This window comes from Inquilinus ginsengisoli, from assembly GCF_031453975.1.
GTDB classification, from domain to species: Bacteria; Pseudomonadota; Alphaproteobacteria; order DSM-16000; family Inquilinaceae; genus Inquilinus; species Inquilinus ginsengisoli_A.
This window is the reverse complement of the sequence record NZ_JAVDPW010000017.1, coordinates 64,247-89,409: the sequence shown is the minus strand read 5'-3', so window position 1 is coordinate 89,409 and position 25,163 is coordinate 64,247. Positions and strand designations below refer to the sequence as shown.

General features: G+C 69.3%; 26 protein-coding genes. 9 read left to right on the top strand and 17 right to left on the bottom strand.

Going from position 1 to position 25,163, the window contains the following annotated elements; translation table 11 throughout:
* Positions 1-22: 22 nt before the first annotated feature.
* Together E9232_RS33905 and E9232_RS33900 are read right to left on the bottom strand one after the other, a co-directional pair.
* Positions 23-991 carry an SDR family NAD(P)-dependent oxidoreductase gene (locus E9232_RS33905; protein ID WP_309801731.1) on the bottom strand — a complete coding sequence of 323 codons (969 nt, stop codon included), beginning with the start codon at positions 989-991 and terminating at the stop codon, positions 23-25.
* A 46-nt stretch (positions 992-1,037) separates the two neighbouring features.
* Complete coding sequence (locus E9232_RS33900) at positions 1,038-1,793, bottom strand: SDR family NAD(P)-dependent oxidoreductase (RefSeq protein ID WP_309801730.1); 756 nt, start codon at positions 1,791-1,793, stop codon at positions 1,038-1,040.
* A gap of 161 nt (positions 1,794-1,954) precedes the next feature.
* Between E9232_RS33900 and E9232_RS33895 the strand changes: the two genes are divergently transcribed.
* Complete coding sequence (locus E9232_RS33895; RefSeq protein ID WP_309801729.1) at positions 1,955-2,554, top strand: TetR/AcrR family transcriptional regulator; 600 nt, start codon at positions 1,955-1,957, stop codon at positions 2,552-2,554.
* A 146-nt stretch (positions 2,555-2,700) separates the two neighbouring features.
* Here the strand turns inward: E9232_RS33895 and E9232_RS33890 are convergent, their stop codons facing one another.
* The 3 genes from E9232_RS33890 to E9232_RS33880 all read right to left on the bottom strand — a co-directional run bounded on the left by E9232_RS33890 (position 2,701) and on the right by E9232_RS33880 (position 4,283).
* Entirely contained in the window at positions 2,701-2,985 is a 285-nt protein-coding gene (locus tag E9232_RS33890) for a type II toxin-antitoxin system RelE/ParE family toxin (protein ID WP_309801728.1), read from the bottom strand.
* On the bottom strand, positions 2,982-3,281 hold the full coding sequence (locus tag E9232_RS33885; RefSeq protein WP_309801726.1) for an antitoxin of toxin-antitoxin stability system: 300 nt from the start codon (positions 3,279-3,281) through the stop codon (positions 2,982-2,984). The genes E9232_RS33890 and E9232_RS33885 overlap by 4 nt, the downstream gene beginning before the upstream one ends.
* Before the next feature lie 69 nt (positions 3,282-3,350).
* Positions 3,351-4,283, bottom strand: a complete 933-nt coding sequence (locus E9232_RS33880) for a 2-hydroxyacid dehydrogenase (RefSeq protein ID WP_309801725.1) — start codon at positions 4,281-4,283, stop codon at positions 3,351-3,353.
* Here E9232_RS33880 and E9232_RS33875 point away from each other — a divergent pair.
* The 3 genes from E9232_RS33875 (at position 4,255) to E9232_RS33865 (ending at position 6,902) form a co-directional block, all read left to right on the top strand.
* Positions 4,255-4,965 carry a copper chaperone PCu(A)C gene (locus E9232_RS33875; protein ID WP_309801724.1) on the top strand — a complete coding sequence of 237 codons (711 nt, stop codon included), beginning with the start codon at positions 4,255-4,257 and terminating at the stop codon, positions 4,963-4,965. The genes E9232_RS33880 and E9232_RS33875 overlap by 29 nt on opposite strands.
* A 186-nt stretch (positions 4,966-5,151) precedes the next feature.
* Positions 5,152-6,009: a serine O-acetyltransferase gene (cysE, locus tag E9232_RS33870; protein WP_309801722.1), complete on the top strand. Its 858-nt coding sequence runs from the start codon at positions 5,152-5,154 to the stop codon at positions 6,007-6,009.
* A gap of 56 nt (positions 6,010-6,065) precedes the next feature.
* On the top strand, positions 6,066-6,902 hold the full coding sequence (locus E9232_RS33865; protein WP_309801721.1) for an arylamine N-acetyltransferase family protein: 837 nt from the start codon (positions 6,066-6,068) through the stop codon (positions 6,900-6,902).
* On the opposite strand, the gene E9232_RS33860 is transcribed toward E9232_RS33865, so the two are convergent.
* Positions 6,889-8,262, bottom strand: coding sequence for an Nramp family divalent metal transporter (locus E9232_RS33860; protein ID WP_309801720.1), 1,374 nt, complete (start codon positions 8,260-8,262; stop codon positions 6,889-6,891). The genes E9232_RS33865 and E9232_RS33860 overlap by 14 nt on opposite strands.
* A gap of 185 nt (positions 8,263-8,447) precedes the next feature.
* Here E9232_RS33860 and mntR point away from each other — a divergent pair, with 185 nt between their 5' ends.
* A complete protein-coding gene (gene mntR / locus E9232_RS33855) occupies positions 8,448-8,882 on the top strand; it encodes a manganese-binding transcriptional regulator MntR (RefSeq protein ID WP_309801718.1) in 435 nt (144 codons plus the stop codon).
* Between the two features lie 22 nt (positions 8,883-8,904).
* Here the strand turns inward: mntR and E9232_RS33850 are convergent, their stop codons facing one another.
* Entirely contained in the window at positions 8,905-9,843 is a 939-nt protein-coding gene (locus E9232_RS33850) for a LysR family transcriptional regulator (RefSeq protein ID WP_309801717.1), read from the bottom strand.
* A gap of 109 nt (positions 9,844-9,952) precedes the next feature.
* On the opposite strand from E9232_RS33850, the gene E9232_RS33845 reads away from it, so the two are divergent.
* The gene (locus E9232_RS33845; protein WP_309801716.1) at positions 9,953-10,789 is read left to right on the top strand and encodes an oxidoreductase; all 837 of its coding nucleotides are present in this window, start codon (positions 9,953-9,955) and stop codon (positions 10,787-10,789) included.
* Positions 10,790-10,816: 27 nt separating this feature from the next.
* On the opposite strand, the gene zapE is transcribed toward E9232_RS33845, so the two are convergent.
* The 10 genes from zapE to E9232_RS33795 form a co-directional block, all read right to left on the bottom strand.
* Positions 10,817-11,974, bottom strand: coding sequence for a cell division protein ZapE (gene zapE / locus E9232_RS33840; RefSeq protein ID WP_309801714.1), 1,158 nt, complete (start codon positions 11,972-11,974; stop codon positions 10,817-10,819).
* 192 nt (positions 11,975-12,166) lie between these two features.
* Positions 12,167-13,579 (bottom strand): homospermidine synthase, encoded by a 1,413-nt coding sequence (locus E9232_RS33835; protein ID WP_309801712.1) that lies wholly within the window; start codon positions 13,577-13,579, stop codon positions 12,167-12,169.
* Positions 13,580-13,723: 144 nt separating this feature from the next.
* Positions 13,724-14,506, bottom strand: a complete 783-nt coding sequence (locus E9232_RS33830) for a succinate dehydrogenase iron-sulfur subunit (RefSeq protein ID WP_309801711.1) — start codon at positions 14,504-14,506, stop codon at positions 13,724-13,726.
* A 7-nt stretch (positions 14,507-14,513) separates the two neighbouring features.
* On the bottom strand, positions 14,514-16,304 hold the full coding sequence (gene sdhA, locus E9232_RS33825; RefSeq protein ID WP_309801710.1) for a succinate dehydrogenase flavoprotein subunit: 1,791 nt from the start codon (positions 16,302-16,304) through the stop codon (positions 14,514-14,516).
* A gap of 4 nt (positions 16,305-16,308) precedes the next feature.
* On the bottom strand, positions 16,309-16,704 hold the full coding sequence (sdhD, locus tag E9232_RS33820; RefSeq protein WP_309801709.1) for a succinate dehydrogenase, hydrophobic membrane anchor protein: 396 nt from the start codon (positions 16,702-16,704) through the stop codon (positions 16,309-16,311).
* Positions 16,704-17,111, bottom strand: a complete 408-nt coding sequence (sdhC, locus tag E9232_RS33815; RefSeq protein WP_309801708.1) for a succinate dehydrogenase, cytochrome b556 subunit — start codon at positions 17,109-17,111, stop codon at positions 16,704-16,706. The genes sdhD and sdhC overlap by 1 nt, the downstream gene beginning before the upstream one ends.
* Positions 17,112-17,274: 163 nt before the next feature.
* The gene (locus E9232_RS33810; protein ID WP_309801707.1) at positions 17,275-18,159 is read right to left on the bottom strand and encodes an HpcH/HpaI aldolase/citrate lyase family protein; all 885 of its coding nucleotides are present in this window, start codon (positions 18,157-18,159) and stop codon (positions 17,275-17,277) included.
* Positions 18,160-18,274: 115 nt separating this feature from the next.
* Positions 18,275-18,682 carry a PIN domain-containing protein gene (locus E9232_RS33805; protein ID WP_309801706.1) on the bottom strand — a complete coding sequence of 136 codons (408 nt, stop codon included), beginning with the start codon at positions 18,680-18,682 and terminating at the stop codon, positions 18,275-18,277.
* Positions 18,672-18,902 (bottom strand): AbrB/MazE/SpoVT family DNA-binding domain-containing protein, encoded by a 231-nt coding sequence (locus E9232_RS33800; RefSeq protein ID WP_309801705.1) that lies wholly within the window; start codon positions 18,900-18,902, stop codon positions 18,672-18,674. Before E9232_RS33800 ends, E9232_RS33805 begins: the two co-directional genes overlap by 11 nt.
* Before the next feature lie 268 nt (positions 18,903-19,170).
* Positions 19,171-19,758 (bottom strand): TlpA family protein disulfide reductase, encoded by a 588-nt coding sequence (locus tag E9232_RS33795; RefSeq protein ID WP_309801703.1) that lies wholly within the window; start codon positions 19,756-19,758, stop codon positions 19,171-19,173.
* A 14-nt stretch (positions 19,759-19,772) separates the two neighbouring features.
* Here E9232_RS33795 and argH point away from each other — a divergent pair, with 14 nt between their 5' ends.
* The 3 genes from argH (at position 19,773) to E9232_RS33780 (ending at position 25,112) form a co-directional block, all read left to right on the top strand.
* The gene (argH, locus tag E9232_RS33790) at positions 19,773-21,197 is read left to right on the top strand and encodes an argininosuccinate lyase (RefSeq protein ID WP_309801702.1); all 1,425 of its coding nucleotides are present in this window, start codon (positions 19,773-19,775) and stop codon (positions 21,195-21,197) included.
* Between the two features lie 133 nt (positions 21,198-21,330).
* Positions 21,331-22,593, top strand: a complete 1,263-nt coding sequence (gene lysA / locus E9232_RS33785) for a diaminopimelate decarboxylase (protein WP_309801701.1) — start codon at positions 21,331-21,333, stop codon at positions 22,591-22,593.
* A gap of 17 nt (positions 22,594-22,610) precedes the next feature.
* Entirely contained in the window at positions 22,611-25,112 is a 2,502-nt protein-coding gene (locus tag E9232_RS33780; protein ID WP_309801700.1) for a TIGR02302 family protein, read from the top strand.
* Positions 25,113-25,163: the final 51 nt, after the last annotated feature.

Genomic DNA, 25,163 nt, shown 5'->3' with positions numbered 1-25,163 from the left:
GTCTCGCTGTGCGCGATCACCTTCACGGCGCGGCGCCCACCAGTTGCTCGCTTTTCGCCCAAAGCTGCCTGGCCTTGCCGGCGTCGAGCGCATACGACCGCACGCCGTCGGCAAACGGGTTGGGCGTGTCATTGACCGGCGCGACCGCGCAGTCCTCGAGATAGCGCCCGCCGATCTCGTCCTTGTCGGCCGCGACTGCGGCCCAGACCGATGTTGCCGCCGCCTGCGGGATGCCTTTCAGCTCCGCCGGCGGAAGCCCTGCGTCGGCGCGAGCCTTGCCGACGGTCTCGAACAGGCCTTGCAGATCCTCCTGCGCGAGGTGGCGGGGGAGATCGGTGAGGCTGTTCCCGGGCATCACCGCGGCAGCGCGGATGCCGCGATGGTGATGCCGCCGGTCGAATTCCACTGCGAAGAGAGCGTTGGCGGTTTTCGATCGACCATAGGCGACCCATGGGTCATAGGCCTGATGCTGGAAATTCGGGTCGTCCAGGTCGACATCGGCGACGCGATGGGCCTGGGACGACAACACCACCAGGCGTCCGTCGTCGGCCAGCAGCGGCTCGATCCGATTGATCAAAGCGAAATGGCCGAGATGGTTGGTGCCGAACTGGACTTCGAAACCATCGACCGTCCGGCCGAACGGCGTCGCCATGACGCCCGCATTGGCGATGATGGCATCCAACGGCCTTCCGTCGGCCAGCAGCTTGTCCGCGCAGGCCCGAACGCTCTGCAAGGATGCCAGATCGAGCTCGATCAACTCCAGGCTGCCGCCGCCTTGCGATGCGGCGTCACGCACCGATGCGGTGGCCGGCCCGGCCTTGGCGAGGTTCCTGACCGCGCCGACGACGCCGGCGCCGCGAGCGGCCAGCGAGCGGGCGGTTTCGAGCCCGATGCCCGACGATGCGCCCGTCACCAGAAATCGCTTTCCCCTGAGATCGACGCCGGACAGCACCTCGTCGGCGGTCGACGTCGCACCGAATGTCTCGGTCATCTCTTTTCCTTTGCGAGTATCGGATGTCAGCCCCGGTCTTCGAGGCTCAGATCTGCAAGCCGCCGGCCACGTCGATCATGCTGCCGGTGATGTAGCCGCCGTTCGGCCCCGCCAGAAAACAGACGAGGGCCGACACTTCCTCGAGCGTCGCGATCCGGCGGATGGGGTGCAGGTCCATGACCGCGGCGGGGAGCTTGTCGCGCACCTCGGCCGCCATGTCGGTCGGCATGATGCCGGGCTGGACGATGTTGACCGTGATGTTGCGGCCGCCCAGGTCGCGGGCGACGCCCTTGGCATACCCGGCGATGGCCGCCTTGGTTCCCGCATAGTCGGCGACGCCGGTGAACGGGATGCGGCTGCCCAGCAGGGAGCCGATGAAGATGATCCGACCGCCATCCGGCAGCAGCGGCGCCGCCACCCGCGTCGTCGCCACCGCGCCCATGACGTTGATCTGCCACTGGCGATCGAGATTGACCGTGTCGAGATCGGGATCGTCGACCGTCCTGCCCTGCACGGCGATCGCCGCATTGTTGACGAGGATGTCGAGCCTGCCGAACTGCGCGACGACGGTGTCGACCAGCGGCCTGGCCGCTTCCATGTCGGCCTGGTCGCTGCGGATCGCGAGGGCCCGGACGCCCTTCGCCTTCAGCCTTTCGGCCACGGCTTCGGCCTTCGCGGCCGATGCGACGTAGCTGATCGCAACATCCGCCCCCTGGTCGGCCAGCGCCTCCGCCACGGCGGCGCCGAGCCCCCGCGAGCCGCCGGTCACGAGGGCGACCTTGCCCTTCAGAATGTTCGACATGAGAACCCCTTCTGTATGCGATGAGGGCGCCGCCTCAACCTTGGGAAGCAGCGCTCTCCTTTACGTAATGATCATTACGATAACGACTGGTATGAAATCTGGACAGCGGCTGTCAAGTGGTTTAGTAATGACCGTTATGGAAAAAGGGCTGGGGCGGTCTGATGGGACGCCATCGCGAATTTGACGTGGAGAAAGCGCTCGACGCCGCGCTGTGCGTCTTCTGGCGCAAGGGCTATGAGGGCGCCTCCTACGCCGACCTGACCGAGGCCGCCGGCGTGGAGAGGCCTGCCCTCTATTCCGCCTTCGGCAACAAGGAGGCCCTCTTCCGCCGGACCCTGGATCGCTACTCCGAGCGATACCTCGGCTACATTCCGGAGGCGCTTCAGCTGCCGACCGCGCGCCAGGTTGCTGCGCACATCCTGGTCAACGCAGCCGACCTCAACACGCGGTATCCCGACCATACGGGATGCTTCGGCATCAATGGGGTGCTGGCGGGGTCGGATGAAGCGGAACCGGTGCGACAGGCCTTGATCGATTTTCGCGCGGCGGCTCAGGCGCAGCTTCGGGACCGCTTCGAACGGGCGAAGGCCGAGGGCGACTTGCCGGAGACGGCCAAACCCGATGCCCTTGCGGCCTTCGTGATGGCTGTCACCCACGGCATGGCGGTGCAGGCCAAAGCCGGCTTCAGCCGCGACATGCTGGAGGCTGTTGCCGAGCAGGCGCTGTCCACCTGGCCGACCGGCGGGGCCACACCGTCCTGAAGCCGTCCGAACCTCAGGGCGTCCGGGCACTGGCTCGGCTCCGCCTCCTCCGCCACCAAGGCGCTCTGCAGCGTACTCGTCCTGCTGTCGACGCTGTGCCGGGCGACCGCGTGAGAACGGATGCTCGGCTGCCTAAGGCGTGAGGCCTACAATTGGCGCGGCCATTTCTGCGCTCCGTGCAACAACCGCAATATCACCACAACCGCGGGTTCGACACGGTAGGCGATCACATAGGGCGTGCCGCTGACCACCAGTTCACGGGTGCCCGGGACCCGCCCGGGCCGACCGCTGCGCGGCTGTTCTGCCAAGCGAAGCACAGCAGCCTCTATGGCATCACCCATGTCGATCGCCGCCCAGGGATTTCGCTCCCCGATATAGGCCAGTTGGCTGCTCCGATTCACCTCGGCCGCGGGCAGCCACTCGACCCTCACTCGGTTCGCTCACCGGCGCGCTTCATCAATTCGGCGCGCTGTCGACGCCACTTCGTCGAGACATCCTCCTGCGGGATGCGCTCTACCGTGGGATTGTCGGCTTCGCGCATGCCCTGTTCGACTTCGGCGCGGAACCATGCGTCATGCTCCCGCGCTGCGCGCTGCCGCGTCACGAAATCTCGCATGAATTCGCGGATGATCTGGGACGCGGGCCGATGCGTGGCCGCCGCCTCGGCCATGAACTGCTCACGCAGCTCCGACTCCAGCTTGAGGGTGAACATCGCTTCCTTCGACATGGCCGCCTCTCGAGTACCTACGAGGTATATACCATGTCATGACGCTGCCGCCAATCGGCGGCATCCATCTTAATATCCCCGCGACCGGTCGACCACGTCGTCCATCGGCTCGCCGCGTTCGAAGCGGGCGACCTGCTCGGCCAGGCGCAGCGTCGCGTAATGGGCGTTGTTGCTGGCGGCGATGTGCGGCGTCAGCACGATCTTGGGATGGGCCCAGAACGGGTGGTCCGCCGGCAGCGGCTCGGTCCGGAACACGTCCAGCACGGCGCCGGCGAGATGGCCGGAGTCCAGCGCCGCGATCAGGTCGGCATCGACCAGCTGGGGCCCGCGCCCGGCATTGACCACCCAGGCGCCCTGCGGCAGGGCGGCGAACAGCCTGGCGTCCAGGATGTCCTCGGTCTCCGCCGTCAGCGGCAGCAGGCAGACCAGGATCTGCGACCGGGCCAGGAAGGCGTCCAACTGCGCCGCGCCAGCGAAGCCCTCCACCCCCTCGACCGCCTTGGGCGACCGGCTCCAGCCGGCGACCCCGAAGTTCAGCCCCTTCAGCGCCCGCGCCACCGCCCCGCCCAGCGTGCCGAGGCCGAGGATGCCGACCGTGACGTCGCGGGCCAAAGGCTGGTCGTGCTGCTGCCAGCGCCGCGCCGCCTGGTGCTCGCGGTAGGTCCGGGCCTGGCGGTGGATCGCCAGCACCTGCTCCGCGACATATTCGATCATGCCCTCGGTCAGGCTGAGGTCGACCATCCGCACCAGCGGCACCCCAGCCGGCAGGGTCGGGTCTAGCAGCATCGCATCGATGCCGGCGCCGAGCGAATAGATCACCTTCAGATTGGGCAGCCCGGCCAGCATCCCCGCCGGCGGCTTCCAGACGATGGCGTAGTCGATCTCGGCGGGGTCGCCGATCTCGGGCCACACCCGCACCTCCAGTGCCGGCATCGCCTTGCGCAGCGCCGGCAGCCACTGGGCGGGATCGTCGGTGGCCGAGGCGAAGACGGCGACGGGCATGGCACGGATCTCCCTGGTCTCTGGATTCTATGATGGACGCCTGGCGGCCGGCATCGCAGCCAAATCGCCGATCCCGCGGGTTCCGGCAAGCCCGGTCGCGACCGATCGTCCGCAGGACAGCCCCGCACTGGCCGCCAGGGCCGCGGCGGTGCTATCGCCTTATCCTGCATTCCCCGCCCGTCCTCCATCAGGGATCCAGCCGATGACCAAGCGCCTGCTCTCCGCCCTTGCCGCGGTCGCCCTGTCCTTTGTCTCCCTGGCCGCCCAGGCGCAGGACGTCACCGTCGGTGCGCTGACCATCGAGCAGCCCTGGAGCCGGGCGACGCCGCCCGCGGGCAAGACCGGCGCCGGCTATCTGACCATCGAGAACAAGGGCGCCACCGATGACCGGCTGACCGGCGCCGCGATCGATCCGGCGATTGCTGACGCGGCCGAACTCCACACCATGACCATGGACAATGGCATCATGCGCATGCGCCCGGTCGATGGCGGGCTTGCGGTGCCGGCGGGGCAGACGGTCGCGCTGTCGCCGGGCGGCGTGCACATCATGCTGGTCGGCCTCAAGGCGCCGTTGAAGCAAGGCACCCGGGTGCCGCTGACCCTGACCTTCGAAAAGGCAGGCACCGTCGGGGTCGAGCTTGATGTCGGCAAGGCCGGCGCGGCCGGTCCGGCCGGGCATTGATCCGGGCAGCCTCAGTTCTGCGGAAATCTGTGTTGAAACAATAGAATAAGCAAATTTCCGACGTATATGGTGAAGATTTATCTCGGCTGATGACAATCGGCCGGTGACGGCTTATCTCATTCCGGACGATCACCTTTCGGCCGGACGGAACTCCCGCCCTTCGGCCCGGCAAAGGGGAGAGAGGCCATGCCCGATATCGCCCTGGCGCGGAAGTTTTATGCCGCCGACGAGATCGCTCTCGACAAGGAGGCCGCGGTCTTCGCACTGATGTGCGATTCCGCCGCCATCCTGGCGCGGCAGGAGGCGATCCTGGCCCCGGTGGTCGAGCGCATCGTGCTCGGCGCCATGGGCTTCAGCGATGCGCTCGCCCGTCTGCTGGCCACCAAGCTGGAATGCGACACCGCCTGCCATGACCGGCTGCTGGCGCTGGCGGCGGAGGCGATGCGCGCCGACCCGGCGATCGCCGGCCATGCCGTGCTCGACCTCGACGCCATCAAGGACCGGGACCCGGCGGCGCGCGACCATCTGACGCCGTTCCTGTTCTTCAAGGGCTTCCACGCGCTGCAATGGTACCGGATCGGGCACTGGCTGCACGGCCAGGGGCGCACGGCCCTCGCCAACTTCCTGCAGAGCCGGGTGTCCGAGAGCCTCGCGGTCGACATCCACCCGGCCGCCCGCATCGGCTGGGGCCTGCTGATCGACCACGGCACCGGCGTCGTGATCGGCGAGACCGCGGTGGTCGGCAACGACGTCTCGATCCTGCATGGCGTCACCCTCGGCGGCACCGGCAAGGAAAGCGGCGACCGCCATCCCAAGGTGCGCGACGGCGTGCTGATCGGCGCCGGGGCCAAGATCCTCGGCAACATCGAGATCGGCGAAGGCGCCAAGATCGGCGCCGGCAGCGTGGTCCTGACCGACGTGCCGCCGCACCGGACGGCGGTGGGTGTCCCCGCCCGCATCGTCGGTTCGTGTTCGGAGCCGCTTCCTGCTTTGACCATGGATCACTCGATCCCGGTTCCTCCGGGCATCGACTTCGTCATCTGACGACATCAGGTTAGGCTCTCCTCCCTCCGCGCTGTCGTGGAGAGAGGAGAGCCGCCATGACCGACAGCTTCGATCTCGACGCCTATCTCCGCCGCATCGGCCAGGACGGCCCGGTGGCGCCCGACCTCGGGACGCTGCAGGCGCTGGTGCGGCGGCACACGGCGACGATCGCCTTCGAGAACCTCGATTCCTTCGGCGGCCAGGCGCCGCGGCTGGACCTGGACTCGCTGCAGCGCAAGCTGGTCCAGGGCCGGCGCGGCGGCTATTGCTACGAGCAGAACCTGCTGCTGCGGGCGGCGCTGGTCGCGATCGGCTTCCGCACCTCGATCCGTCTCGCGCGGGTGCTGTGGGGCCAGGCCGAGGATCACATCGGCCAGCGCAGCCACATGCTGTTGCAGGTCGATCTCGCCGACGGGCCGCGGATCGTCGATGTCGGCTTCGGCGGGCAGACCCTGACCGGCGTGCTGCGGCTGGAGCCCGACCTCGAGCAGCCGACGCCGCATGAGCCGTTCCGCCTGGTCCGGCTCGAGGACGGGTTCAAGCTGCAGGCGCTGATCGGGGCGGAATGGAAGTCGCTCTACCGCTTCGACCTGCAGGCGCAGCAGCCGATCGATTGCGAGGCACCGAACTGGTACGTCGCCACCCATCCGGACTCGCATTTCGTCATCGGCCTCAGCGCCGCGCGGGCGGCGGAGGGGCGGCGCTACACCCTGCGCGATGCGGATTTCGCGGTCCACCATCTCGGCGGCGGCACCGAGCGGCGCCGGCTGGCCGATGTGGACGAGCTGAAGGCGATGCTGGCCGGGGTGTTCGGCCTGGCCCTGCCGGACAGGCCCGGCCTGGACCGGGCCCTGGCGCGGCTGTTCGCGGGGGCGCTGGCTACGCCCCGGTGATCCAGTCGAAGATCAGCTTGACGTTCAGCACGATGATCACGGCCGAAACGCCCCAGGCCGTCCATTTCAGCCAGGCCGGGTTGGCGAAGCGGCCCATCTTGGTGCGGTCGCTGGTGAAGGCGACCAGCGGCACCACCGCGAAGGGCAGCTGCAGGCTCAGGATCACCTGGCTCAGCACCAGCAGGTTGGCGGTGCCGCTCTCGCCATACATCGCGGTCACGATCACGGTCGGCACGATGGCGATGCCGCGGGTGATCAGCCGCCGCACCCAGGGCCGCAGCCGGATCGAGAGGAAGCCTTCCATCACGATCTGGCCGGCCAGGGTGGCGGTCAGCGTCGAGTTCTGGCCGGAGGCCAGCAGCGCCACCGCGAACAGCGTGCTGGCGATGCCGACGCCCAGCACCGGCGCCAGCAGCTGATACGCGTCCTGGATCTCGGCGACGTCGGTGCGGCCGCTGGTGTGGAAGGCGGCGGCGGCCAGGATCAGGATCGCGGCGTTGATGAACAGGGCGATCATCAGCGCCACGGTCGAATCGATGGTGGCGAAGCGGATGGCCTCGCGCTTGCCGGTGTCGGTCCGCTCATAGGCCCGGGTCTGCACGATCGAGGAGTGCAGGTAGAGGTTATGCGGCATCACCGTCGCGCCGATGATGCCGATGGCGATGTACAGCATCATCGGGTTGGTCACGATCTCGGACGACGGCAGGAAGCCGCGGGCGACATCGGCCATCACCGGCTGGGCCAGGATCAGCTCGACCAGGAAGCAGCCGGCGATGATCACCATCAGCCCGATGATGAACGCCTCCAGGTGCCGGAAGCCGCGGTTCTGCAGGTACAGCACCACCATGACGTCCAGCGCGGTCAGCACCACGCCCCACAGCAGCGGAATGCCGAACAGCAGCTGCAGCGCGATCGCGGTGCCGATCACCTCGGCCAGGTCGCAGGCGACGATCGCGATCTCGCACAGGAACCACAGTGCGATCGCCACCGGCCGCGGATAATGGTCGCGGCAGGCCTGGGCCAGGTCGCGCCCGGTGACGATGCCCAGCTTGGCCGACAGAGCCTGCAGCAGGATCGCCATCACGTTGGACAGCAAGATCACGAACAGCAGCGTGTAGCCGAAGGCCGAACCGCCGGCGAGGTCGGTCGCCCAGTTGCCCGGGTCCATGTAGCCGACGGCGACGAGGTAGCCGGGGCCGGCGAAGGCGAACAGCTTGCGCAGCCAGCCTGCGCCATGCGGGATGGCGATGCTGCGATGGACCTCGGGCAGGCTCGGGGCTGTGGGGTCGGTGCGCCAGCCGGCGCCGGAGGGGCTGCCCTGCGGGCCGACGTCGTGGGCAGTGATATCGCTTCTCATCATGCGCGCTCGTTCACTTCCGCTTCCGCACGATCTCGCCTCCGGTCGAATGCCGGCTACCGATCGATGATCTGTCCTTATAATGTAGCCACGGCTAACTTCTTGGCAAGCGTCATAACCTTGTCATTTCCGATCCCGTCAGTATGATGCGCCGCAAAATGCGCCGGCCCCTTCCAGGGACAGACGAGATGGATGACCAGGATCGCCTCGCCGACACCGAGCTTCAGGCCGCCGGCTTCAGCCGCGTGCGCCAGGCCCGGCAGACGGAGACGGCGGAAGACTATGTCGAGATGATCGCCGAGCTGATCGACAGCCAGGGCGAGGCGCGGATTGTCGAGCTGGCGGAGCGATTCGGCGTGGCCCATGCCACGGTGAACAAGACCGTGGCCCGGCTGCAGCGCGAAGGGCTGGTCAGCGCCCGGCCCTACCGTTCGATCTTCCTGACCGATGCCGGCCGGGCGATGGCCGATGCCTGCCGCAAGCGGCACCGCATCGTGGTCGAGTTCCTCAAGTCGATCGGGGTCAGCGACGACGTCGCCGAGATCGATGCCGAGGGCATCGAGCACCATGTCAGCGAAGAGACCCTGGCCGCCTTCGAGCGCCTGGTGGTGCCGAAGGCCTGAGGCCTGGGGCGCGCTCGCCGCGTCAGCCTGGGGCAGGCGCGGGCAGGACTGTTCCGGTGGCCGCGGCTTTCACCGCGTCGATGAAGGCGCGCAGGGCGGGGGCCATCTGGCGCTGCTGCGGATAGCACAGGAACAGCCCGGGGAAGGTCGCGGACCAGCGTTCCAGCATCGGCACCAGCCGGCCCGCGGCGATGTCGCCCGCCACCGTCTGCTCGACCGGGAAGGCGATGCCGATGCCCTGCAGGGCCGCGCGCCGCGCCATCTCCTTGTCGTTGACGATCAGGGGGCCGTCGACCGCGACCGAGAACCAGCTGCCGTCCTCGAAGAACTCCCAGGCATAGGGCGTGGCGCGGCCCGGCCAGCGCCAGCGGACGCAGCGGTGCTGCACCAGGTCGCGCGGATGCTCCGGCCGGCCATGGGCGGCGAGATAGGCGGGGGATGCCACCGCGACCTGGCGCATTGCCGGGCCCAGGCGGACCGCGACCATGTCCCGTTCGATCACCTCGCCGATGCGGATCGCGGCATCGAAGCCGCCGGCGACGATGTCGATCACCTCGTCGCCGAGGGTGATGTCGAGCACCACATCCGGATAGGATTCGGCGAAGGCCGCCAGGATCGGTTGGATGAAGCTCTCCGCGGCCGAGCGGAAGGCGTGAATCCGCACGGTGCCGGCCGGGCGCTCGCGATAGCGCCGCACCTGGCCGATGGCCTGGCTCAGCTCCGCCACCACCGGCCGCACCCGGTGCAGCAGGTTCTCGCCGGCATCGGTCAGCGCGACACTGCGGGTGGTGCGGTTCAGCAGCCGCACCCCGACGCGCTCCTCGAAGCCGCGCACCATCTGGCTCAGGGCCGAGGGCGAGACGCCGAGCATCTCCGCCGCCCGGCTGAAGCTCAGCAGGTCGCCGACGGCGACGAAGGCCCGCAGCTGGTTGTAGTCGCTGCCCGACAACAGGGGATCCATGGCCCAATCAACCGCTTTTAAGGTCAGCTTACAAGCGCTGTCAGAGCGGCGTGCATTCTGAAGGCGGGCGGCCGGGCCTATTTCAGGGGTCGCACAAAGGAGACCTCTTATGAAGACCTGGTTCATCACCGGCATTTCCCGCGGCCTCGGGCTGGCGCTGGCCAAGGCTGCGCTGGCGGATGGCGACACCGTCATCGGCACCGTCCGAAGCGGCGCGCCCGATCTTTCGGCCAAGGCGGGGACGCTGCATGTCCTGGCCCTCGACCTCGCCGACGGCGCCGCGGCGGAGGCGGCGGTCGAACGCGCCTTCGCCCTGGCCGGCCGCGTCGACGTGATCGTCAACAATGCCGGCTACGGCCTGCTCGGCGCGGTCGAGAAGGCAGATGACGCGGATGTGGCCCGGCTGTTCGACGTCGACGTGTTCTCGCCGTTCCGCATCATCCGCGCGGCCCTGCCGCATCTGCGGGCTCAAGGGGCGGGCCACATCGTCAACATCACCTCGATCGCGGGCCGCGCTCCCGGTCCCGGCTCCAGCCTGTACGGCGCGGCGAAGCATGCCCTGGAAGGGCTGAGCGTGGGCCTGGCGCAGGAGGTCGCGCCGCTCGGCATCAAGGTGACCGCGGTGGCGCCGGGCGCCTTCCGGACCGACTTCCTGTCGACGCATTCGATCCGCAAGAGCGAGGCGGAGGGCGCGGCCTATGCGGCGAGCGTCGGGCGCAGCGCGGCCGCATTCGACACCATGGCCGGGAAGCAGCTCGGCGATCCCGACCGGGCGGCGCAGGCGATCCTCGCGGCCGTCCGGTCGGACAATCCGCCGCTGCACCTGCTGCTGGGAAGCGATGCCCTGCTGCGGGCCCAGACCAAGCTGGACGCGCTGATCGAGGAGATGAACCGCTGGGAAGAGGTGACCCGCAGCACCGATTTCCCGGCGGCCGAACCGGCCTGAGATCCGTCGGCAGGGGAGGGGCGGCCGTCAGGCCGCCTTCTTCGCCTCGATGTAGTCGACCGACTGCATTTCCATCAGCCGGCTTTCGGTTCGGGCGAACTCCAGGGCGTGGCTGTCGCCGGCATAGAGCTGGGTGACCGGGGCCTCGGCGGCGATCACCACCCGGCGGCGGGCCTCGTACAGGCTGTCGATCAGCACGATGAAGCGCTTCATCTCGTTGCGCCGGGCCTCGGTGAAGCGCGGCACGCCCTCGATGATCACGGTGTGGAAGGCGGCGGCCAGGGTCAGGTAGTCGGCGGCGCCCAGCGGCCGGCCGCACAGCGCGTCGAAGTCGCACCACGCCACGCCCTTCGCCGCGCGCGGCACCTCCAGGGTTCGCGCGCCCGGGACGGGCAGGGTGACGGCTTGGCCCTCGGCGCCGTCGGTCAGGTCGGCGAACAGCCCGGCCAGCGCCTTGTGCGCCATGGCGCCGAGCGGCGAGTGGTAGACCGGCCGGCCGCGCAGCCGGTCGAGGCGGTAGTCGCGGCCGCCATCCAGCTGCACCACCTCCAGCTTCTTCTTGATCATGGCGATGAAGGGCAGGAAGCGGTCGCGCTGCAGCCCGTCCTTGTACAGGTCGTCCGGCGGCCAGTTCGAGGTCGCGACCACGATCACGCCCAGGCCGAACAGCGCCTGGAACAGCCGGCCCAGGATCATGGCGTCGGCGATGTCGACGACGTGGAATTCGTCGAAGCACAGCAGCCAGGCCTCGGCGGCGACGCGGCGGGCCAGCGGCGGGATCGGGTCGGCGTCACCCTCGGCGGCGGCCCCCGACTGACGCCATTCATGGATGCGCTGGTGGATTTCGAGCATGAAGGCGTTGAAATGCACCCGGCGCTTGCGCGGCACCGGCGTGGTCTCGAAGAACAAATCCATCAGCATCGACTTGCCGCGCCCGACGCCGCCCCAGAAGTACAGGCCGCGCGGCGGGTCGGCCGCCGGCTTCTTCCGGCCGAAGCCGAGCCTGGCGAGCAGGCCGTTGCCGGCCTCGGGATCGGGCGGGGTGTAGCTGCGCAGCTGCCGGTGCAGCCGCTGCAGCTTCTCGGCCGCCGCGGCCTGGGCGGGATCGGCCCGCAGCGCGCCGTCGGCGATCCGGCGGCGATAGAGGGCGAGCGGTTCGTCGTCTGGCGCGGCAATGTCGGGCATGTCGCAGCGTGCTTAGCCCAAGCCCCGGCGAAATTCCAGGGTGGGACGGCGCATCCCTGGGCTGACTCCGGGGGAGGCGTCGAGCGTCCGGCTGTGGGTTGGGTTCGCCCTCGGCGAACCCAACATCGCGACGTCAGTGCATGAAGAGGTGTTGGATTCGCCAAAGCGAACCCAACCTACCCGATCGTTTTCTCACACCACCCGGATGTTCTTGAACTGCCAGGGGTCTTCGGTGTCGATGTCCTCGGGGAACAGCTGGCCGCGGCCGTCCAGCGGGGTCCAGTCGGTGAAGGCGCCGGCGAGTTCGCCGAGATAGGGCGCCGCCACCTCCAGCACCCGCTCATGGTCCATCTCCTCGGGCTCGACCAGCCCGCGGTCGGGGTTCTCGATCGCCCAGACCAGCCCGCCCAGCACCGCCGCCGTCACCTGCAGGCTGGTGGCGTTGTTGTGCGGCGCCAGCTCGCGCGCCTCGCCGATGGTCAGGCGCGAGCCGTACCAGTAGGCGCCCTTGGCATGGCCGGCCAGCAGCACGCCCAGCTCGTCCATGCCCTCGATGATCTCGTCCATCATCAGCCGCTTCTCGGGCTGCAGCTCGTAGTTGCGGCCGGCGAACTCATGCACCGACAGCACCGCGTCGTCGGACGGGTGGTAGGCGTAGTGCACCGTCGGCCGGTATTCCGGCTGGGTGCCCGATCCGACCGTGAGGTAGTCGGCCAGCGAGATCGCCTCGTTGTGGGTGATCAGGAAGCCGTGGATGGGCCCGGCCAGCGGGGTCCAGGTCCGCACCCGGGTCGCGGCGCCGGGGCGGGCCAGCCAGATCGCTGCCTGGCTGCCCTTCTCGTGGCGGTGGCCATCGGCCGGGAAGTGGCGCTCATGGCTGCCCCAGCCCAGCTCGGCCGGCTGGCAGCCCTCGCCGACGAAGCCGTCGATCGACCAGGTGTTGACGAATTCGCCCGGCTTCTTCGGGAAGCGGGCCACCTGGGTGTCGCGCTCGGCGACATGGATGGTCTTGACCCCGAGCGTCTGCGCCAGCGTCGCCCAGCCGGCGCGGTCGGCCGGCACCGGCGGCTCGAAGCCGGTGGCGGCGGCAATGTTCAGCAGCGCGCGCTTGGTGAAATGCGAGACCAGGCCGGGATTGGCGCCATGGGTCACCACCGCGGTCGGCGCGCCGGGGGCGCGGCCCAGCGCCAGCGCGGCCTCGCGCAGCGCGTAGTTCGACCGGTCGGCCGGGCCGAGATCGGGGTCGGTGTAGCCGCCGAGCCAGGGCTCGATGCAGGTGTCGATGTAGAGCGCCCCGTGCTGCCGCGCCAGTTCGATCAGCGCCACCGAGGAGACGTCGACCGACAGGTTGACCAGGGCGTCGCCCGGGCCGAACAGGGGTTCCAGCAGGGTCCGGTAGTTGCCGCGCGTGACCGGTTCATGGATGAAGCGGACGCCGAACAGCTCCGCCTCTTTCTGGCCTCTCGTCTCCGCCGTGACGATGGTGACGCGATCGGGGGTCAGGGTCAGGTGCCGCAGCAGGAGCGGCAGCACGCCCTGGCCGATCGAGCCGAAGCCGACCATCAGGATGCGGCCGGTGAAGGGTGTGCGCGCGGGATGGGTCATTTAGGGAAACACTCCTCGAGTGTGTGGTGCGTTCAAGATCGCTCCGTGAGGTGGACGGGTCTTGGCAGACTGGGCGGGTGATATGAAAAAAGCGCCGGGGTCACCAGCGCTTTTTTGTGACGTTTTGAGGTGGATCGGCGTGGTTCAGCCGGCGCGTTCGAGCATCAGCTTCTTGATTTCGCCGATCGCCTTGGCGGGGTTGAGACCCTTCGGGCAGGTCTTGGTGCAGTTCATGATGGTGTGGCAGCGGTAGAGGCGGAACGGGTCCTCCAGCGCGTCCAGCCGCTCGCCGGTCATCTCGTCCCGGCTGTCGGCGATCCAGCGATAGGCCTGCAGCAGCACCGCGGGGCCGAGATACTTGTCGCCGTTCCACCAGTAGCTCGGGCAGCTGGTCGAGCAGCAGAAGCACAGGATGCATTCGTAGAGGCCGTCGAGCTTCTCGCGCTCCTCCGGGCTCTGCTGCCGCTCGCGGTCCGGCGGCGGCGGGGTCTCGGTCTGCAGCCACGGCTTGATCGAGGCGTACTGGGCGTAGATGTGGGTCAGCTCCGGCACCAGATCCTTCACCACCGGCAGATGCGGCAGCGGGTAGATCTTGACGTCGCCCTTCACCTCCTCGATCGGCTTGAGGCAGGCCAGGGTGTTGGTGCCGTCGATGTTCATCGCGCAGGACCCGCAGATGCCTTCGCGGCAGGACCGCCGGAAGGTCAGGGTCGAGTCGATGTCGTTCTTGATGTGGATGATGGCGTCGAGAACCATCGGCCCGCAGCGCGACAGGTCGATCTCGTAGGTGTCGAGCCGGGGATTCTCGTCGGTATCCGGATCCCAGCGATAGACCTTGAAGCTCCGCGGCGTCTTGATCTCGCCGGGAACCCGGATGGTCTTGCCGGGCTGGACCTTCGAATTGCGGGGGAGGGTGAATTCGGCCATGTCGTCCTCAGTACACCCGCGGCTTCGGCGGGAAGCTCTGGACTTCGTTGGTCATCGGCTGGAGATGGACCGGGCGATAGTCGATGCGGGTCTTGCCGGCCTCGTCGATCCAGATGACGCTGTGCTTCATCCAGTCGACGTCGTTGCGGTCGGCGAAGTCTTCGCGGGCGTGGGCGCCGCGGCTCTCCTCGCGGTTGACCGCCGACCGGATGGTCGACACCGCATTGATCATCAGGTTCTCGAGCTCCAGCGTCTCCACCAGATCCGAGTTCCAGATCAGCGACTTGTCCTCGACGCCCAGGCCCTTCTGCTTGTCCCAGGTGACGTCCATCTTCTCGCAGCCCTCGGCCAGGGTCTGGCCGGTGCGGAACACGGCGGCGTCGTTCTGCATCGTCCGCTGCATCTCCAGCCGCAGGTCGGCGGTGCGGACCTCGTGCTTGGCATGGCGCAGGCGGTCGAGGCGGTCGAGCGCGAACTGGCCGGCATTGGCCGGGGTCGGCTTGTGGGTCTGGCCCGGCTTGATGATCTCGGAGCAGCGGATCGCGGCGGCGCGGCCGAACACCACGAGGTCGAGCAGCGAGTTCGACCCCAGGCGGTTGGCGCCGTGCACCGAGACGCAGGCGGCCTCGCCGATCGCCATCAGCCCCGGTACCACCCGGTTCGGGTCGGCGGCGGTCGGGTTGATCACCTCGCAATGCACGTTGGTCGGCACGCCGCCCATGTTGTAGTGCACCGTCGGCAGGACCGGGATCGGCTCCTTGGTCACGTCGACGCCGGCGAAGATCTTCGCGCTTTCGGCGATGCCCGGCAGGCGGTGGTGGATGATGTCGGCGTCGAGATGCTCGACATGCAGGTGGATGTGGTCGTTGTTCGGCCCGACGCCGCGGCCCTCGCGGATCTCGATGGTCATCGACCGGCTGACCACGTCGCGCGACGCCAGGTCCTTGGCCGAGGGGGCGTAGCGCTCCATGAAGCGCTCACCCTCGGAATTGGTCAGGTACCCGCCCTCGCCGCGCACGCCCTCGGTGATCAGGCAGCCGGCGCCGTAGATGCCGGTGGGGTGGAATTGCACGAACTCCATGTCCTGCAGTGGCAGGCCGGCGCGGGCGGCCATGCCGGCGCCGTCGCCGGTGCAGGTGTGGGCCGAGGTGCAGGAGAAATAGGCCCGGCCGTAGCCGCCGGTCGCCAGCACCGTCTGGTGGCCGAGGAAGCGGTGGATGGTGCCGTCGTCCAGGTTCCAGGCCATGAGGCCGCGGCACACGCCCTCGTCGTCCATGATCAGGTCGAGCGCGAAATACTCGATGAAGAACTCGGCGTCATGTTTCAACGCCTGTTGATACAGGGTGTGCAGCATGGCGTGGCCGGTGCGGTCGGCCGCGGCGCAGGTGCGGTAGGCGCGGCCCTTGCCGTATTCGGTGGTCATGCCGCCGAAGGCGCGCTGGTAGATCTTGCCCTCTGCCGTGCGGCTGAAGGGCATGCCGTAGTGCTCAAGTTCGATAATCGCAGGGACCGCTTCGCGCACCATATATTCGATCGCGTCCTGGTCGCCCAGCCAGTCCGACCCCTTGATGGTGTCGTACATGTGCCAGCGCCAGTCGTCCGGCCCCATGTTGCCGAGCGCGGCCGAGACGCCGCCCTGGGCCGCCACGGTGTGGCTGCGGGTCGGGAACACCTTGGTGATGCAGGCGGTCTTCAGCCCCTTCTCGGCCATGCCGAAGGTGGCGCGCAGACCCGCGCCGCCGCCGCCCACCACGATGACATCGTAGTGGTGATCGATGATGGTGTAGGACGCAGGCATGGGGTTATCCCAGAATGGCGATCTTGAGGACGGAGACGATCATGGCCGCCCCCAGGAACAGGGCCAGGCCCTTGGTCGCCAGGTCGGCGATCAGCTTGGTGTGGTGGCCGTGGACGTAGTCCTCGTAGACCTCGGTCACGCCATTGGCGGCGTGATGCAGGCCGATGGCGATGAACAGGATGAACAGGGCGGCGTTGATCGGGTGGCCGATCCAGGCCCGCAGCTCCGGCAGCGGCGCGCCGAGATGGGCGATCACCGCGATCACGAACCAGATGGTCAGCGGGATCAGCGCCAGCGCGGTGACGCGCAGGGTGCGCCAGTGCAGGAAGCCGGATTTGGCCGAGCCCAGGCCGCGGGCTTGGCCCAGCGGGGTGCGGAGGGAGGTGTCCTTGGTCGTCATCACCACACCACCAGGCCGACGATCCAGGCCAGCACCGTGAGCACGCCGGTGGCGATCAGCACGGCGTAGCCGGTCTTCTGCATCGTCGGCAGGTCGTAGCCATAGCCGGCGTCCCAGGCCAGGTGCCGGATGCCGGCGCAGAGATGGTAGAACAGTGCCGCCGACCAGCCGAACAGCATCAGGATGCCGAGCCAGGAGCCCAGGAACCACTGCGCGTTCTCGAAGGCGGCGGGGCCGGCGGCGGCGGCGATCACCCACCACGCCAGCAGCACCGAGCCGACGGCCAGGGCGCAGCCGGTGATGCGGTGGAAGATCGACAGCGCGCTGCTGATCTGCGGGCGGTAGATCTGCAGATGGGGCGACAGGGGCCTCGGCCGTTTCTGAGGAACTGCCTCGGAGGCGGACATGCGGACTTACTCCGATGCGCAAAAAGGGCATCCAGACACGGCGCGGCCAGTCGCGAACGAGCCTGAACGGGTCGTCAGTGACTTACGCGCCGCACTGCAGCAAGTCAACGAACTGCCCTGGTTTATCAAGTAGATGCGAGTGGTTCTCAACTAGCCCCGGACGCTAACCCCGGACGCGCTCGGCGATGATGCGGTCCAGCGCCACCAGCCGTTCCGCCTCGCTGACATGCAGCGCCTCGACCAGCCGGCCGTCGACCACGGTGACGCCGCGGCCGGCGGCCAGGGCCGCGGCATGGGCGGCGATCACCCGATGGGCATTCTCCACCGCCTCGACCGTCGGGGCGAAGGCGGTGTTGGCGGCGGCGATGGTCTTGGGGTGGATCAGCGATTTGCCGTCGAAGCCCAGCGCCGCGCCCTGGCGGCACGACTCGGCGAAGCCGGCCTCGTCCTCGAGGTCGAGATGCACGCCGTCGATCACCGCCAGCCCGTAGGCGCGCCCGGCCAGCAGGCACAGGCCCAGCGCGGTCAGCAGCGGCTGCCGCCCCGGCTCATGCGCCGCGCGCAGGTCCTTGGCCAGGTCCGAGGTGCCGAGGATCAGCCCGGCCACGCGCCCCCCGGCGAGGCGTGGCGTGGCCCCGGCGATGGCGGCGGCGTTCAGCACGCCCAGCGGCGTCTCGATCATGCACCACAGGGCCAGGCTGTCGGGGGCGCCGGCCGCGCTCAGGGCCGCCCCGGCTTCGCGCACGGTCTCCGGCCGCTCGACCTTGGACAGCACGACGCCGTCGGCATCGCTGGTGGCGATGGCGGCCAGGTCGTCCATGCCCCAGGGCGTGTCCAGGGCGTTGGCGCGGATCAGCACCTCGCGCGGGCTCCAGCCGCCGGCCTGGGCCGCGGCCACCACCCGGTCGCGGGCCTCGGCCTTGGCCTCCGGCGCCACCGAATCCTCGAGGTCGAGGATCAGCCCGTCGGCCGGCAGGGTCCGGGCCTTCTCCAGCGCGCGGGCGTTGGCGCCGGGGACGTAGAGCAGCGAGCGGCGGGGGAGGATCATCGGGTGCACCTCTCTGACTCTCTACCGGTCATTGCCGGGCCTGACCCGGCAATCCAGCAGATGTCGACAGTTTCTGGATGCCCGGGTCAAGCCCGGGCATGACAGATCAAGAGTCTCAGGACGCGGCAAACGGGTTCCTGATTGTCAGGCCGTCGATGCTTTGGCCGTCCTGCATGTCCTCGGAAAACAGCGTCCGGCACCCCGACTGCAGCGCCGACGCGACGATGAAGGCGTCGTAGAGGTTGAGGCCCAGCCGTGCGGCGATCCCGAGCGCGGCGTCATGGGTCTCGACCGTGATCGGCACGACCGGCGGGCACAGGGCGCGGATCGCGGACAGCGCCTCGCCGATCTCGTCCCAGGACATCCCGAGCTTGCGGCGGCCGACGGAGGCGAACTCGTTCAGCACCTGCACGCTGATCACGCCGCTGGAGGCGAGGAGCGCTTCCGCGATGGCGCTGCGGCTGTCGTCCTGGGCGATCGCGTAGAGCAGGATGTTGGTGTCCAGGAACGCGTCAGCGGCCATTGGCCTCCTCGCGGTCGAAGCGGAACCCGGGCGGCAGGGGTCGCCGCAGGGCGCGGAGCCGGTCGAGCGCCTCACTCCGGCTGCGGTCCCGGTCCACCAGGAAGGTTCGGTCGGCGGCGATGTGGATCTCGACGTCGTCGCCCTCCTTCAGGCTCAGCGCCTCGACCACGGCGGCGGGCAGCCGCACCGCCAGGCTGTTCCCCCATTTGGCTACACGCATGATATCACCATGATATACATGTCTCTATGTATATCATGAGGCTGCGCACGGGACAATCCTGCCCAGCGGCCGAAGCCGTGACCGCGGTCACAGTGATTTCACGATGGACGGCGTACATCTGTCTTCGGGCCTAGAGCCCGAGGACAAAGGTCATGATGCTCCGCACGATTATCTGGGTTTATGGCGTGATGTTGCTGCTCGGTTTCTATGTGGGCGCCACGCCCCTCTGAGAGACCGATCTGAGCCGTCGCCGCCGCGAGACCGCGTCTCAGGCCGACTTGGCCTTCCCGAGATCGAGATAGTACCGCATCAGCCGGATGGCGGCTTCCTCGTCCCAGGCGGCGCTGCCCTCCTGGCGGCCGATCACGGTGCCGTCGCGGCCGATTAGCAACGTGGTCGGCAGGCCGCGGGCGCCGAACAGCGCCGGTGACCGCCCGGCCGGGTCGAGATAGGCGGCCAGCGCCGCAATCTTGTTCTGGGCGAAGAAGGGCTGCACCTTGGCCAGCCCCTCGCGGTCGATCGACAGCGCCAGCACCGCGAAATCCGGCCCGCCCAGCTTGGCCTGCAGCCGGTCCAGCGCCGGCATCTCCTTGACGCAGGGGGCGCACCAGGTCGCCCACAGATTGACCAGCACCACCTTGCCCTTGAAGTCGGCGAGACGAAGGGTGTTGCCCGCGGCGTCGGAGAAGGTAATCTCCGGGGCCGGCTCAGTCCGGTCGGCCAGGACGAAACTGGCGACGGCGCCGCCCAGGGGCGGCCGGCCCTCCGGGGTCTGCTGCGTCCACCAGGCCGCACCCGCCGCCAGCAGCAGCACCAGGCCGGCCACGCCCCCGGCGATCGTTCCTCTTCTGCTCATCCGGTCCGCTCCCCATGCCCGATCCGACCCAGCCTGCCGCCCCCGTCGTGCCCGACAAGGGCACCAATCCCATGTGGGGCGGCCGCTTCGCCGCCGGCCCGGCTGCGATCATGGAGCGGATCAATGCCTCGATCGGCTTCGATCGCAAGCTCTGGGCGCAGGACATCGCCGGGTCGCGCGCTCATGTCGCAATGCTCGCCGCCCAGGGCATCGTCCCCGCCGAAGACGCGGCGGCGATCACGGGCGGCCTCGACCAGATCGAGCAGGAGATCGCCGAGGGCCGGTTCGAATTCAAGACTTCGCTCGAGGACATCCACTTCAACGTGGAGTCGCGGCTGACCGAAATCATCGGCCCGGCCGCCGGCCGGCTGCACACCGCGCGCAGCCGCAACGACCAGGTGGCGACCGATTTCCGCCTGTGGGTGCGCGACGCCTTCGACCGGCTGGACCAGGGGATGCAGGCGCTGCAGGCCGCGCTGATCGGCCAGGCCGAGGCGCATGCCGACACCATCCTGCCCGGCTTCACCCATCTCCAGGTCGCCCAGCCGATCGTCTTCGGCCATCACCTGCTGGCCTATGTCGAGATGCTGGGCCGCGACCGCAGCCGCGTCGCCGATGCCCGCGCCCGGGCCAATGAATGCCCGCTCGGCGCCGCCGCCCTGGCCGGCACGCCCTACCCGATCGACCGGCACATGACCGCCGCGGCGCTGGGCTTCGACCGGCCGACCGCCAATTCGCTCGACAGCGTGTCCGACCGCGACTTCGCGCTCGACTACCTCGCCACCGCGGGCATCTGCGCCATGCACCTGTCGCGGCTGGCGGAGGAGATCGTGTTCTGGTCGACGCCGCAGTTCCGCTTCATCCGCCTGTCCGACGGCTTCTCGACCGGCTCCTCGATCATGCCGCAGAAGCGCAACCCGGATGCGGCCGAGCTGGTGCGCGGCAAGACCGGCCGCGTCTTCGGCGGCCTGGCCGCCCTGCTGACGGTGATGAAGGGCCTGCCCCTGACCTACCAGAAGGACATGCAGGAGGATAAGGAGCCGGTGTTCGACGCCGACGACACGCTGATGCTGTGCCTGGCGGCCCTGACCGGCATGGTCGAAAGCTGGACCGTCAACCCGCAGGCGATGCGCCGGGCCACCGAGGCGGGCTTCCCGACCGCCACCGACCTGGCCGACTGGCTGGTGCGAACCCTGGGCGTGCCGTTCCGCGAGGCGCACCACATCACCGGCCATCTGGTGAAGCTGGCCGAGGACAAGGGCTGCGGCCTGTCCGACCTCAAGCTGGCCGAGATGCAGGCGGTCCATGCCGGCATCACCGATGCCGTCTACGCCGTGCTGACGGCCGAGGCCTCGGTCGCCAGCCGCAAGAGCTTCGGCGGCACGGCCCCCGACCGGGTGCGCGAGGCCGTCCGCACCGCAAAGGAGCGTTTCCTGTGAAACCGTCCGTCCTCCTGCGTCTCCTCCTCGCCGCCACCCTTGCCTTCGGCCTCGTCGCCTGCGGCAAGAAGGCGGCGTCGGTCAGCGCACCCGACCCCAAGACGTCGGCCTACCCGCGGGGCTATCCCTCCACATGACCGCTTTTTCCTATCGCAACGGCGCCCTCTTCGCCGAGGACGTCGATCTCGCCGCCGTGGCCGCCCAGGTCGGCACGCCGGCCTATGTTTATTCCTCGGCGGCGCTGGTCGCGAACTATCGCGCCTATGTCGACGCGCTGGCCGGCCTGCCGATGTCGGTCTGCTTCGCCGCCAAGGCCAATTCCAACCTCGCCGTGCTGCGCACCCTGGTGCGCCAGGGGGCCGGGGTGGACGTGGTCTCGACCGGCGAGATGCAGCGGGCGCTCGCCGCCGGCTGCCCGGCCGACCGCATCGTCTTCTCCGGCGTCGGCAAGACGGCGGAGGACCTCGAGGCGGCGCTCCTGGCAGGCATCCACCAGATCAACGTGGAATCGCTGCAGGAGCTGGAACTGCTGTCCCAGGTCGCGGTCCGGGTCCGGCGCGACGCGGTGGTGGTGTTCCGGGTCAACCCCGACGTCGACGCCAAGACCCACGCCAAGATCTCGACCGGCCGCAAGGGCGACAAATTCGGCATCGAGCTGGAGGACACGGCCGCGGCGTTCGAGCGGGCGCACATCCTGCCGGGCGTCCGCCCGGTCGGCATCGCCGCCCATATCGGCAGCCAGCTGCTCGACCTGTCGCCCTATCGCGACGCCTATCGCCGCCTGGCCGAGCTGGTGCGCGAGCTGCGCGGCGCCGGCCATGTGGTCGAGCGGCTCGACCTCGGCGGCGGCATCGGCATCTCCTACAAGGGCGACGCGGCGCCGTCGCTGGCCGACTACGCCCGGATCGTGCGCGAGACCGTCGGCGACCTCGGCTGCAGCCTGATGGTCGAACCCGGGCGGTCGATCTGCGGCGACGCCGGCGTCCTGCTGTCGCGGGTGATCTTCATCAAGCCGGGCCGGACCCGCAACTTCGTCATCCTCGACGCGGCGATGAACGACCTGATCCGCCCGGCGATGTACGACGCCTGGCACGGCATCGTGCCACTGCGCCAGCCGGCGGAAGGCGCGGTGGAGGCCGAATTCGACGTGGTCGGCCCGGTGTGCGAAAGCAGCGACACCTTCGCCAAGGGCCGGGCGTTGCCGCCGCTGGCCGCCGGCGACCTGGTCGCCTTCACCGGCGCCGGCGCCTATGGCGCGGTGATGGCGTCGACCTACAACACCCGGCCGCTGGTGCCGGAGGTGCTGGTCGACAAAGACCACTTTGCCATCGTCAGAAAACGGCCCACATTTGAAGAGATGGTCGCTGGAGAGAGCCTGCCGCCCTGGCTGGCATGACGGAGGTTTGAGGAGAGGTGGCCCGGAACCCGAGCGAGTCTCCCAAGACGGCTGCGCCGTCCGAGCCGCGCGTCAAGATCGCGCTGGCCTGGGCCGCTGCGGCCTGGGAGGTGGTGTGGCGTGCCACCTGGCCGGCCGTCACCGTGCTGGGCGCCTTCCTCGTCATCGCCGGCTTCGACCTGCTGCCCGACCTGCCGGGCTGGCTGCATGCGCTGATCCTGGCCGGCTTCGCCGCGGGACTGGTGCTGGCCAGCCGGCCCTTGTGGCGCCTGCGCCTGCCCGACGGCTTCGCCGCGCGGCGGCGGCTGGAGCGCGACAGCGGCATCGACCATCGGCCGCTGACCGGCCTGCACGACACCCAGGCGACCGGCACCACCGACGCGCTCAGCCGCGCCCTGTGGCAGCGCCACCAGCTGCTGCGTGCCGCCCAGCTGCGGGCGCTGCGGCCGGGCCTGCCGCGGCCGCGCAACGCGGAGACCGACCGCTTCGCCCTGCGCGGGTTGGTGGTGATCGGCCTGGCCCTGGCCTTCGTCGCCGCCGGCGGCGACTGGGGGCCGCGGCTCGGCCGCGCCGTGACGCCCGGGCTGTTCGGCGCCGCTGCGGCGACCGCGCCGCGGCTCGACCTGTTCGTCACCCCGCCGACCTACACCGGCCGGCCGCCGATCTACCTGACCGCGGGACAAGTCGCGGGGCCGTCCAACGGCGCCTCGGGCCCGGCCACGGGGCCGATCGAGATCCCGGTCGGCAGCGCCCTGGTGGGCCGCGTCGCCGGCGGCGATTCGACGCCCAGCCTCAGCCTCGCCGGGGCCAAGACCGACTTCGCCACCATCGACGGCGGCAGCTTCGAGCTGCAGGCCAAGGTGACGGCGGGCGACCGCCTGACCGTCAGCCAGGGCGGCACCGTGCTGGGCGACTGGCCGGTCAAGATCCTGCCCGATGCGCCGCCGACCATCGCCTTCGGCCAGAAGCCGAAGCCGACCGAACGCCAGGCGCTGCGGCTCGACGCCACCGCGACCGACGATTACGGCATCGCCCTGCTGACCGCGACCGTGACCCTGGCCCCGGGCGCGCCGGCGGTGCTGGACGCGACGCCGCTGGTGATCCCGCTGTCGGTGCCAGGGCGCTGGCCGCGCGAGGTCAAGTCGACCAGCTACCAGGACCTGACGCCGCATCCCTGGGCCGGCCAGGCAGTCGACATCGTGCTGACCGCAACCGATGCGGCGGGCCAGACCGCGGTGACCGCGCCGGAGCGGGTGACCCTGCCGGAGCGCGAATTCCACCACCCGGTCGCCCGCGCCATCATCGACCAGCGCCGAATCCTGACGCTGCAGCCCGACCAGGCCGAAAGCGTGGCCGAGACGCTGGACACGCTGTCGCAGCGGCCGGACCGCTACTACGACGACAAGGTGGTGTTCCTGGCCCTGCGCACCGCCGCCCGGCGGCTGTTCTTCGCCCAGGATGCGCTGCCGCCGCCGGTGGCGCCGCTGCGCGACCTGCTGTGGGACACCGCGCTGCGCATCGAGGACGGCGACATGTCGCTGGCCGAGCGGTCGCTGCGCGACGCCCAGCAGCGGCTGGCCGACGCGCTGGAGCGCGGCGCCAACGACGAGGAGATCCGGCAGCTGACCGACGAGCTGCGCCGCGCCATGGACCGCTACCTCCAGGCGATGGCGGAGCAGATGCAGGACAAGATGCGGCGCGGCGAGATGACCGAGACCCAGCTGCCGCCGGACGCGCAGGTGATGGACCGCAAGCAGTTCCAGGACATGATCGACCGCATGCAGCAGCTGTCCGAATCCGGCGCCAAGGACCAGGCCCGGCAGATGCTGTCGCAGATGCAGAACATGATGGAAAACATGCGCATGGGCGCGATGAGCCAGGAACAGGCCCAGGCCCAGCAGCGCGCCATGAACCTGATGAAGGACCTGCAGAAGCTGACCAATGCGCAGCGCCAGCTGCTGGACCAGACCTTCCGCCAGCAGCAGTCGCAGCAGGGCGGCGAGGAGGGCGAATCCGGCCAGCCGCCGCCGGGCACGCCGGAGCAGAACGCGCAGACCCAGGAGGCGCTGCGCCGCGCGCTGGGCGAGGTGATGCGCGAGCTCGGCGACATGGGCGGCGATATCCCGATGCCGCTCGGCCGCGCCGAACGGGCGATGAAGCAGGCGGGCGACGCGCTGGCCCAGGGCAACCCCGAAGGGGCGGTGCCGTCGCAGACCGAGGCGCTGGACCAGCTGCAGCAGGGGCTGCAGGGCATGGCGCAGCAGATGATGGAAGGCATGACGGCCCAGCCCGGCATGGCGGGCCGGGGCCAGAACGGGCAGAATTTCGAGAACCAGGATCCGCTCGGCCGGCCCCTGACCAACAGCGGCGGCACCACCGACGGCGATGTCGGCCTGCCCACCAAATTCGACACCGAGCGCGCCCGCGCCATCCTCGACGAGTTGCGCCAGCGCCTCAACGACCGCTCGCGTCCGGCGCCGGAGCGGGATTATATCGAAAGGCTGCTGCGCCAGTTCTGAGTCGCTCGGTTCCGGGTCGCAGCCCCCAGCCGATGGCCGTCCGGGCCCGGC